Annotated in this window: 1 pseudogene; it reads right to left on the minus strand. The window is 67.1% G+C overall.

Features of this window, described 5'->3' with window-relative positions:
* Positions 1-1,295 (minus strand): annotated as a pseudogene (locus AB0H75_RS50200) (DNA-directed RNA polymerase subunit beta); the annotation flags it as partial.

Genomic DNA, 1,295 nt, shown 5'->3' on the forward strand with positions numbered 1-1,295 from the left:
ACCCGGTAGGTGGTGCGGGTGCCGTCGTCGTTCATCACCGTGATGTAGTCGGCCGACACCTCCTCCACCACACCGGCCTTCTCCGCGCTGATCACATCACCGGCGTCGGTCGCGGCCCGGTATTCCATGCCGGTGCCCACCAGCGGCGCCTCGCTCTTGAGCAGCGGCACCGACTGGCGCTGCATGTTGGAGCCCATGAGCGCGCGGTTGGCGTCGTCGTGCTCCAGGAACGGGATCATCGCGGTGGCGACCGAGACCATCTGGCGGGGCGAGACGTCGATGTAGTCGACCTCCTCGGCCCGGGCCAGCTCGGTCTCACCACCCTTGGTGCGCACCAGCACGCGCGCCTCGGCGAAGGAGCCGTCGGAGTTGAGCGTGGTGTTGGCCTGCGCCTTGACGTAGCGGTCTTCCTCGTCGGCGGTCAGGTAGTCGATCTGGTCGGTCACCTTGCCGTCGACGACCTTGCGGTAGGGCGTCTCGACGAAGCCGAAGGCGTTGATGCGCCCGTAGGAGGCCAGCGAGCCGATCAGGCCGATGTTGGGACCCTCAGGGGTCTCGATCGGGCACATCCGGCCGTAGTGGGACGGGTGCACGTCACGGACCTCGAAGCCGGCCCGCTCACGCGACAGACCACCGGGGCCCAGGGCGGACAGACGCCGCTTGTGCGTCAGGCCGGCCAGGGGGTTGGTCTGGTCCATGAACTGCGAGAGCTGGGAGGTGCCGAAGAACTCCTTGATCGACGCCACGACCGGGCGGATGTTGATCAGGGTCTGCGGCGTGATCGCCTCGACGTCCTGGGTCGTCATGCGCTCGCGCACGACGCGCTCCATGCGGGCCAGGCCCAGCCGGACCTGGTTTTGGATCAGCTCGCCGACGCTGCGCAGGCGGCGGTTGCCGAAGTGGTCGATGTCGTCGATCTCGACGATGACCTCACGGTCGCCGGCGCCCGGCATCGAATCCTCGCCCGCGTGCAGGCGGACGATGTACTCGATGGTGGCGACGATGTCCTCTTCGGTCAGCGTGCCCTGGGTGATCTCGGAGTCGACGCCCAGCTTCTTGTTGATCTTGTAGCGGCCCACCTTGGCCAGGTCGTACCGCTTGGGGTTGAAGTACAGGTTCTCCAGCAGGGTCTGCGCCGACTCCTTGGTCGGCGGCTCACCCGGCCGCAGCTTGCGGTAGATGTCCAGCAGGGCATCGTCTTGACCGGCGGTGTGGTCCTTCTCCAGGGTCGCCCGCATCGACTCGTACTGGCCGAACCGCTCGAGAATCTGCTCGCTGGTCCACCCCAGTGCCTT

The organism is Nonomuraea sp. NPDC050783 (assembly GCF_040802095.1).
Taxonomy (GTDB): domain Bacteria; phylum Actinomycetota; class Actinomycetes; order Streptosporangiales; family Streptosporangiaceae; genus Nonomuraea.